Source organism: Limosilactobacillus reuteri subsp. porcinus (genome assembly GCF_036621895.1).
GTDB classification, from domain to species: Bacteria; Bacillota; Bacilli; order Lactobacillales; family Lactobacillaceae; genus Limosilactobacillus; species Limosilactobacillus reuteri_J.
This window is the reverse complement of sequence record NZ_LN887332.1, coordinates 1-9,568: the sequence shown is the minus strand read 5'-3', so window position 1 is coordinate 9,568 and position 9,568 is coordinate 1. Positions and strand designations below refer to the sequence as shown.

The following is a 9,568-nucleotide window of genomic DNA, read 5'->3' as shown; positions in this document are numbered from 1 at the left end:
GAAGTTGTTTCTTTAAAAACGACCACCTGTCCAGATTGTCAGCACGAAATGGCTCACATTGGAAAGAGGTTGGCACGACGGGAAGCTAGACTAGCTGTAAAAACATACATGCGAAAGAACAAGATTTCATTGAAGCTTAATTAAAATTAAAGCTAGTCTCTTTTTTCTTGTCTGGTAAGTTTTTTCTAGGTACTATTACATAGATGGAGGGATTTTTAAATGATTAAAGTTCGTCAAATATCTACAAAGTCAAATGATTTCAAAAACATCAAGCGGGTTTATAATACCGTGTTTCCACAAAATGAACTTTTACCATTATCTTTACTTAAAATGCGTGCTAAAGCAGGAAAAGCAGAATTTTGTAGCATCTATAATGAAGAGGGAAAATGGGTTGGCTTTTTCTACACAGTCTACAACAGGCGCATCGTCTATATTTTCTTTCTGGCAATTGATCCTCATTATCATGGACAGGGCTTGGGTAGTGCGACGCTAACCGCGATCAAAGAACGATATGCAGGAAAGCAGATTACACTTAGCGCTGAACGCCCAGATCCTCAAGCACCTAATAACGAACAACGAATCAGACGGCATCGTTTCTACGCCCAAAATGGTTTTGGCAAAACAGGTCTTTATACCGTTGAAAAGGATAATGAAAAATTTGATCTTTTAAGTATACAATCAAGCGTGAATCCACAATTTTACCAACAGTTAATGGATAATTATCTGACTAAACATCGCTGCCATTATTTACCATATAAGATTATTAAAGAGTAAAAAAATCCCCACTACCTGCATGAGTAGTGAGGATTTTTTTAGTCTTTTCGATCTTTAATTTTGAATGATAAGAGCAGTGCTACCACAATTAAGATAATTGCAAAGTAAATGCCATAGTGGAAACCATTGGTAAAGCGAACAGTTTCAGATCCACTAATAGAAGAACTCCCCCAAGCTAAGCAACTAGTAGCTAGGGCTGTTGTAAGAGCACCGATAACCTGTTGCATCGTATTCATGATTGTACTGCCGTCTCCAGATTCGAATCCAGAAAGCGTACTTAGAGCACTAGTTTGTGCAGGAGACATTGCTAAAGGACAACCAATCATTAAAATAACATGCGCGCATACAACGTAGATAATGGGACTATGCGGTGTGGTAAACGCCAGCATCAAAGCACCGAATAAGGCAAGGACAAAACCAATTAAAACAGGATATTTAGCCCCAATACTATCGTAAAGGCGACCTGCAATTGCAGAAGTGGCTGCATTAATAATTCCACCAGGGAGCATTACTAGTCCAGTAAGGGCAACGGAAACTAAGAGCCCTCGTTGATAGAATAACGGTAAAAGATACATCGTAGAAAGAATAATTCCAAAGTCAAGCATCACGATTGAAGAACCAATTGTGAAAGCCGGATACTTAAAGATATGAAGATTTAAAATTGGTTCTTCCAGATGAAGTTGGCGATGGGTGTAAAAGATTAAGACAATAATTCCGATTATTAACGCACTGAGAACTGTAGGTGAAGTCCAACCATCTTCACTAGCCAAACTAGCACCAATAACAAGTCCTGAACAACCTACTGCCGATTCAATAATTGAGAGCATATCAACATGTGGCTTAGTAATTTCACCAACATTTTCTAATGAAGTGATAGCAAAGATCAAGGCAATAAATAAAAACGGAATAAATAACCAGAAGATCCATTGCCATGATAACTTAGCAAGAATTAGCCCGGTTAAAGTAGGACCGATTGCAGGGGCAAACATAATTACGAGGGCACACATTCCTAGAACTGCTCCAATTTGTTTCGGTGGGAAGATTTGCATTACCACTGCAAACATTAATGGAAGAATTAAACCTGTTCCGATCCCTTGAATCATTCGTCCAATCAACAAAATAGTAAAATTATGCGCTAAGGCAGAAATACTAGCCCCAACCATGAAGTCAATTAATGCAAAAATAATGACTTGGCGGGTCGTAAACCATTTAGTAATAATACTGGACAGTGGCAAGATAATCCCAATAATTAACATATATCCAGTAACTAACCATTGAATTGTTGACGTACTTACTTGAAAAGCAGTCATCAATTTTGGCAAGGCGATGTTTAATGAAGTCTCACTAAACATTCCGACAAAAGCTCCCAGCAGCATACTAACCATCATTAATCCTGGGTGCGCTGCTTGCTTACGAGCTTGTAAAGCATTTTCCATAAATATAAAAACTCCTTTTACCCTAAAAATTGCACAAGGATTAGTCTAGCAAATCGTGCTATCTGCTCGTAAGTTATTTTTTTAATAACTAATAATCTTAAGTATATTGATTAAGATTATTAAGTTAGGTTTAGCGTTTTCAAATTTAAGCTTTTCGGGATAAAAAATTCTATTCAGTGATAATAGGAATTTAAAAATAAATGATTTAAAAGGTCTTACAATAATCGCAAAATAGCGTCGTTACTTGTATCCTCATTTTATTCCTGGTAGATCAGAATAGAATATAAACAGAATATTTAAAGAAGTAATTTGACCACAACATATAGTGTTTCGAATGTCAATACTTCCTATAAGTTGTATTTTGAGCTATGATAGATAACGTTAATTACGAGAGGGGAAATAAAAATGAAAGTGCAAATAATTGATAAGAAGGATCTTCAAAGTTTAACAAGTGTTCAAGTAGTTAAACGTGATGGAACAGTAACACCATTCTATTCCTATAAGATTAACCTTGTTTTAAATGCGCTCAATGCTGATGAGCAGACTAGCCAAAGTGTTTATGTTACCTTATTGGATGCCTTGCTTAATCAAACAACTGTCACTACTAAAAAGATTGCGGATCTCTTTGTTCAAGGACTGGTCAATGCTAATCATGAAGAATTGGCAAAAGTTTACCGTGATTATCGCCAGCATGATGAAGAAGCATTTGCCGAAGCCACTAATCCCCAAAATAAGTTAGAGCAGCTTTTCGACCGAAACTCACGGATTGTGCATGAAAATGCTAATAAAGATAGCCATGTTTTTAATACTCAACGCGACCTTGAAGCAGGGGTTGTGAGCCGTGCGTTAGGATTGCGGATGCTTCCTGGTATTGTAGCCAAGGCGCATCTTCGTGGTGATATTCACTGGCATGACCTTGACTATTCACCGGTAACGCCTGAAACTAACTGTTGTTTAATTGACTTTGACGAAATGTTTAAGCATGGTTTTAAGATTGGTAATGCTTGGGTTTCTTCACCACGCTCGATTCAAACAGCTACTGCTCAGATGTCGCAAATTATTGCTAACGTGGCTTCACTGCAATATGGGGGATGTTCCGCTAATCGGATTGATCAATTATTAGAACCATATGCAAAGCTAAATTACGAAAAGCATATGAAAGATGCCGAAGAGTGGATAGTACCAGAGAAACGGGAAGAATTTGCTCGTGAGAAGACCAAAAAAGATATTTACGATGCAATGCAGGCTTTAGAATACGAGATTAATACCCTTTATTCTAGTCAAGGTCAAACTCCATTTACGACCATTAACTTTGGCTTAGGAACAAGTTGGATTGCCCGGGAGATCCAAAAGGCTATTTTAATGATCCGGATTAAGGGCCTTGGTAAGGAACATCGTACAGCCATCTTTCCTAAATTAACTTTTACTATTAAACGGGGCTTAAATCTTGACCCTGAAGACCCTAATTATGATATCAAGCAACTAGCGCTTGAGTGTTCAACGAAGCGGATGTATCCAGATCTTTTGATGTATGACAAGATTAAGGAACTAACGGGGAGTTTTAAGACACCAATGGGTTGCCGTTCGTTCTTACAGGGATGGACAGATCCAGAAACTGGTAAAGAAGTAAACTCAGGGCGGATGAACTTAGGGGTAGTGACAGTCAACTTACCGCGGATTGCCCTGGAGGCTCATGGCGATAAGCAACTATTCTGGGAAATTTTTCAAGAGAAGATGAATATTTGTAAGATTGCCTTGGATTACCGGATTAAGCGTACTAAAGAAGCCAAGCCAGAAAATGCTCCCCTCCTGTATATGTATGGAGCATTTGGTAAACGGCTAAAGAGGACTGATAGTGTCGATGAAGTCTTTAAGAATAGTCGGGCAACCGTTTCACTGGGTTATATTGGTTTATATGAAGTATGTACGACTTTCTATGGGTCAAATTGGGAGCATAATAAAGAAGCGCATGACTTTGCGATTGCAATTACTAAGGCAATGCATGATTTATGCGCTGAATGGGAAAAAGAAGAAGGATATCACTTTAGTCTTTATTCCACTCCTGCTGAATCGTTAACAGATACATTCTGCCAAGATGATTTGAAGAAGTTTGGTCGGGTTGAAGATGTAACAGATAAGGAATACTACACAAATAGTTTCCACTATGATGTTCGTAAACATCCGACACCATTTGAAAAGCTATCATTTGAAGAGGCTTTTCCTAAGTATGCGGCTGGTGGTTTTATTCATTATTGCGAATATCCCAACTTACGCCAAAATCCAAAAGCCTTAGAAGCAGTGTGGGACTGGGCATATGATCATGTTGGCTATCTTGGGACGAATACTTCAATTGATCAGTGTTTTAAGTGTGGATTCAAAGGTGAATTTGAAGCAACTGCTCGCGGTTTTAAGTGTCCGCAGTGTGGAAACCATGACCCGGCAACTTGTGACGTTGTTAAGCGGACATGTGGTTATCTTGGTAATCCTCAGCAGCGGCCAATGGTTCATGGACGGCATGAGGAAATTATTCACCGGGTTAAACATATGAATGCTGGAATGATCAAGAATGCAGCTGAATTTGAGCAACAGCGGCAAATGGATAATAAAGCCCATGCTCACATTACTGGTGATCAAATTTAATTAATTATCAAAAGGCCAGTTGCCCGCAAAGCTACCGGCCTTTTATTATATAGGAGGAAAAAGAAATGGCAGAAACACGATTACCCCGTAACCCTAAACCACAAGGATGGTTAGCGAAGGATCATTCACTACAATATATTGCAGACTATAAGCCCTTTAATTTTGTTGATGGGGAAGGGGTCCGGTGTAGTTTATATGTTAGTGGATGCCTTTTTAATTGTCCTGGTTGCTATAACAAAGCAGCGCAGAATTTTCATTACGGGCAGCCATACACCCAAGATTTAGAAGATCAGATTATTGAAGATCTTTCGCAGAGTTATGTTCAAGGATTGACTTTATTGGGTGGCGAACCATTTCTTAATACTCAGGTTTGCCTAAAGTTAGTTAAACGCGTCCGGAAAGAGTTCGGGCATGAAAAGGATATTTGGTCTTGGTCTGGCTATACTTGGGAAGAATTGATGAAGGAGTCGAGCGATAAACTTGAACTTTTGCACTACCTCGATATTTTAGTCGATGGTCGATTCTTGCTGACTAAAAAAGATCTTACCCTTCAATTCAGGGGGAGTTCTAACCAACGAATTATTGACGTTCCGCAATCTCTTCAAACGGGGAAAGTGGTTATTTGGGATAAGCTTGTTCATTAGAGGAGAAAACGATGGCAAAAATTTGGAAGCAAGAGCCAGCATGGTTAGAGAAAAAACGTCAACTAGCAGTTCTGCTGCAATCACGTTTCCCAACTTTACCTACCCAAGAAGAATGGGGAGATTCCTTGCAAAAGGGGACAACTGGTATGAGCAGGGGGTGGCTTTCCTTACAGGAAGATAGCCTAACTGCGATGCCTCTTGAAGAAGCGGTTAATGAATACTCAACACTACTACAAGAAAATTTGATGGAGAAGGCGATCTTTTGGCAGGATAGCCAGTTAGCAGCCATGCACCTTGCAAATATTGATTGTGGGCAGTTTATATATTTGCGTCCACAGGTTATTCGGGAGCGTCCAATTGTTTATGGTCCCCACCTTAATTCTACTAACTCCCATAATATTATTGTCGTCAGCGCGGGAGCTAACGTAGTAATTGAAGAACGGATGGTTAATGATACGTTATTACCATCATATGAAGGGACGGAGATTTTAGTCGGAGCTAACGCGCACGTTACGTACCGGCAGGCAAATCGCTCAACTAGTAAAAATATCTATCGGGTAATTTATGCATACCAAGCCCATGGTTCAACACTGCAGTTTGAGGTAGCGAGCCAAGTACAAACTAAAGCGACTGTTGACCTTTATAGCTTTCTAGATGGTCAAAATACTCAGTGGGCGCCAGTAATTGCCTTAGACGGAACACAGCATTTAACTGCAATGGTCGATGGTTTTGGTAAGGGAACTTCTGCCACACTTATCCAATATCGGGATCCAGAAACGGTCATTGGAGCACCTTTTAAAGTAAAAGCCGGTGAACCACTGACAATTAGCGAAGATATCCATCCATTAAAAGAATTGGCTAATAGTGATAACTGGTTAAAACAAATAATGACTGCTGAATAAGCTTAAAGTTAATTACAGCAATGTTACAAGAAATCATTAATAACGAAAAATAAGTCGTTGAAATTCTTCTTGATAAGAAAAATTCAGCGACTTATTTATTATTATGTTACAAATTTTGGCTAATTCTGGTGAAAAGTTAGTTAGACCTAAGTTGCCATCAGGACGTGGCCGAGGTTAATTTACTTGACAAACTATTAAAATTTTTATTACAAAGTATTACGAAAATCAACTGAATTGATATTTCGGAGTAATCCGCATGTAATTTTGAGGGAGTATAGTAATAGGTGTTGAGAGATATGAGGACTCAACAACATAAACTAAATTAAACTAATAAATAACTAACTAATAAAAAGAATTTTATGAAAAGGATGGGATTTTTCTTTATGAAGTTAACTAAAAACATCGCGAAAATCACTGCTGCCGTTGCAGGTGCTGTTGCCTTGGGAACATTCGCTACCGCAACTACTGCTAATGCTGATTCTGTTTACACGGTGCAAAGTGGTGATACCTTATCAAGTATTTCCTATAAGTTAGGTCATGACTTAACTTATGTTGACTCTTTAGCTTCAACTAATCAAATTGCCAATAAGAACTTAATTTATGTTGGTCAAAAGTTAGTAATTAAAGATGGCGGTGAAGTAACCCAAGCAACTGCTCAACAAGCTGCTACCTTACCGGAAGCATCTCAAGCTCCAGCATCAGCTAGCGTTGAAAGTCAACAACCTAGCCAAGCTCCAGTAGTTGCTAGCCAGGCTCCTGTAGCAACAAGTCAAGTACAATCATCAGCTACACCAGTTTCTGCACCTGCTCAATCACAGGCTCCAGTACAATCTCAGGCATCTGTGCAACAACAAGCGCCAGTACAATCAGTAGCACCACAACAATCAACTGCTTCTGCTGCTCAACAAAGCTACAGTGCGCCAGTACAAACTCAAGCTACTAGCTCAAACTACAGCTCAAGTGTAAGTGGTAATGATGCTGCGGCTAAGGCTTGGATTGCTGCCCGTGAATCTGGTGGTAGTTACAGTGCACGTAACGGCCAATACGTTGGTAAGTACCAATTGTCATCATCATACTTAAATGGTGACTATTCAGAAGCTAACCAAGAACGTGTAGCTGATCAATACGTAGCTAACCGTTATGGCTCTTGGAGTGCCGCTCAATCATTCTGGCAATCACATGGTTGGTACTAAAATTTAATAATTAATTGTTAAAGTAGGAAATTGTCTCAATAAAGGGATGATTTCCTCTTTTTTTAGTAAAATGAAAAAAGTTAATATTATTTTCATCCTAATCTTAAAAAATATATTATAATAGAGTTATTCAAGTGATGAAAGGATGAGATCCATGTCAAAAGAGAGTCAGATTATTGATACAAAATCATTATATGTAAATCCTGACCGCGGTGTTGCAACGTTAAACTATAGTCAAAATTACTTTACTGATATTCCATCATTAATTAATAGTGATGAAGTAAAGGGAATTGTTCGTCTGTATTTAGCTTCACGTAACCCTGATAATGATGATGATGCTTTTGATAATGCCACTGTTAACAAGTTTGTTGATATCTTAAAGAAAGTTCTTTTTGATGATGATAGTGCATTTGATGAATATGACCCTAAAGATATTCTTGAGAGTGTTGAAGAATTATACTCATACTATCGTTCACTATTACGGGTATCAGTAATTAATCTTAGTGATAATAAGATTATCGGTAACGAATTCCGGACTATTGATACTCAATTTAATGACTTGGTACGAAAGGCATATCGGATTCTCGAGGAAAAGCTTCAAGGTTTTGAAAATCGGACATACCGGCAAGTTAATGCGGCAACTAACGCAACCATTTTAGTTCAACAACAAGATTGGAAGATTCCAGCTGGTTATGAAGAACTAAAGGATATTGATTTTATTAATACCGTGATGCTTCGTCCACCAATGATGATGCACACTAAGAGTAACAAACGGGAAGGCGTCTTTTCTGAAGTAAAAGATAATCCAATCGAACGTTTCCATGGCGAACGTGGTAAGTGGTATTGTTACCCAGCCAAGATTGGTGAAAGTTTAGCCTTTATTTACTTCAATGTTGATTACTTGGTAAACGGAATTGCTCTTTCAAACTTATTTGAAATTGCATCACCTGATGAGATTAAGGGGCAAAAACCTGATATGATTCTTCTTTTCGGTCTAAAAGAAACAGAAGGCATGGTTTCTCATTACTATCGTGACGAAAAGAATGATTTGTGGGTTGGTGAAGTTCCTTACACAGATAAGACTACTTACTTTGGTTACATGAAGAAGATGTGCTTAACGCTTCATAACCTTCATCAAATTTACAATGGTCGCTTGCCAATTCACGGGTCCATGTTGAAGATTAAATTTACTAATGGTAAAGAAAAGAATGTTGTCTTCTTCGGTGACTCAGGTGCCGGGAAGTCAGAATCAATTGAAGCCTTACAAGAATTAGCTGACGATAAGATTGTCAGCATGGAGACAATCTTTGATGACATGGGAAGCTTTACCCTTATTGATGGTGAACCAGGGGTATATGCTCAAGGAACAGAAACTGGTGCCTTTGTTCGTCTTGATGATTTGAGTAGTGCCGTAGCCTTCAATAACATGGACCGTGGTGTTTACCTTAATCCTGAACAAAAGAATGCCCGGGTTATTATTCCTGCTGATACCTACGAAAATGTAATCAAACATCACCATATTGATATGTGGCTATACGCTAACAATTATAGTGATGAAGTTGGTATTCATCGGTTTGATACAAAGGAAGAAGCAGAAAAAGTATTTATTGCTGGACAACGGAAGGCTCTTGGAACAACTGATGAAGTTGGAATGAGCAAAACATTCTTTGCTAACCCATTTGGTCCAGTTCAAGAACCAGAATTAACTAAGCCAATTATTGACAAGGTCTTTACAAAGCTATTTGACCAAGATGTATACGTTGGAGAAATCTTTACTCACCTTGGTAATGACAAGTCAAAGGATGCTTTGAAAGAATCAGCTCAAGAATTGCTTGATGTTTTGATGAATAATTAAGATTACGATTAAGACAATTTTGTCATCGGGGCTGGGAATTAACTATTAATTCTTGGTTCTCTAACAGTAAAATCCGGACTATGATTTTTGATCGATCAAAAATCGTAGTCCGGATTTTAAATTA

At 38.4% G+C, this 9,568-nt stretch carries 7 protein-coding genes; 6 read left to right on the top strand and 1 reads right to left on the bottom strand.

All coding sequences use genetic code 11. The features are described from left to right. The first annotated feature begins 219 nt into the window (after positions 1 to 219). Entirely contained in the window at positions 220 to 774 is a 555-nt protein-coding gene (locus AACL61_RS01460) for a GNAT family N-acetyltransferase (protein ID WP_339110885.1), read from the top strand. 38 nt (positions 775 to 812) lie between these two features. Here the strand turns inward: AACL61_RS01460 and AACL61_RS01455 are convergent, their stop codons facing one another. Continuing rightward, positions 813 to 2,210, bottom strand: coding sequence for a DHA2 family efflux MFS transporter permease subunit (locus tag AACL61_RS01455; RefSeq protein WP_339110884.1), 1,398 nt, complete (start codon positions 2,208 to 2,210; stop codon positions 813 to 815). Positions 2,211 to 2,615: 405 nt separating this feature from the next. On the opposite strand from AACL61_RS01455, the gene nrdD reads away from it, so the two are divergent. The 5 genes from nrdD (at position 2,616) to AACL61_RS01430 (ending at position 9,444) form a co-directional block, all read left to right on the top strand. Further along, positions 2,616 to 4,850, top strand: a complete 2,235-nt coding sequence (gene nrdD, locus AACL61_RS01450) for an anaerobic ribonucleoside-triphosphate reductase (protein WP_003664236.1) — start codon at positions 2,616 to 2,618, stop codon at positions 4,848 to 4,850. A gap of 65 nt (positions 4,851 to 4,915) precedes the next feature. Beyond that, a complete protein-coding gene (nrdG, locus tag AACL61_RS01445) occupies positions 4,916 to 5,494 on the top strand; it encodes an anaerobic ribonucleoside-triphosphate reductase activating protein (RefSeq protein ID WP_042746518.1) in 579 nt (192 codons plus the stop codon). Positions 5,495 to 5,505: 11 nt separating this feature from the next. Further along, positions 5,506 to 6,396, top strand: a complete 891-nt coding sequence (locus AACL61_RS01440) for a SufD family Fe-S cluster assembly protein (protein ID WP_102816257.1) — start codon at positions 5,506 to 5,508, stop codon at positions 6,394 to 6,396. 383 nt (positions 6,397 to 6,779) lie between these two features. Next, complete coding sequence (gene apf / locus AACL61_RS01435; RefSeq protein ID WP_102816256.1) at positions 6,780 to 7,589, top strand: aggregation-promoting factor; 810 nt, start codon at positions 6,780 to 6,782, stop codon at positions 7,587 to 7,589. A 154-nt stretch (positions 7,590 to 7,743) separates the two neighbouring features. After that, a complete protein-coding gene (locus AACL61_RS01430; RefSeq protein WP_102816255.1) occupies positions 7,744 to 9,444 on the top strand; it encodes a phosphoenolpyruvate carboxykinase (ATP) in 1,701 nt (566 codons plus the stop codon). The last annotated feature ends 124 nt before the right edge of the window (positions 9,445 to 9,568 follow it).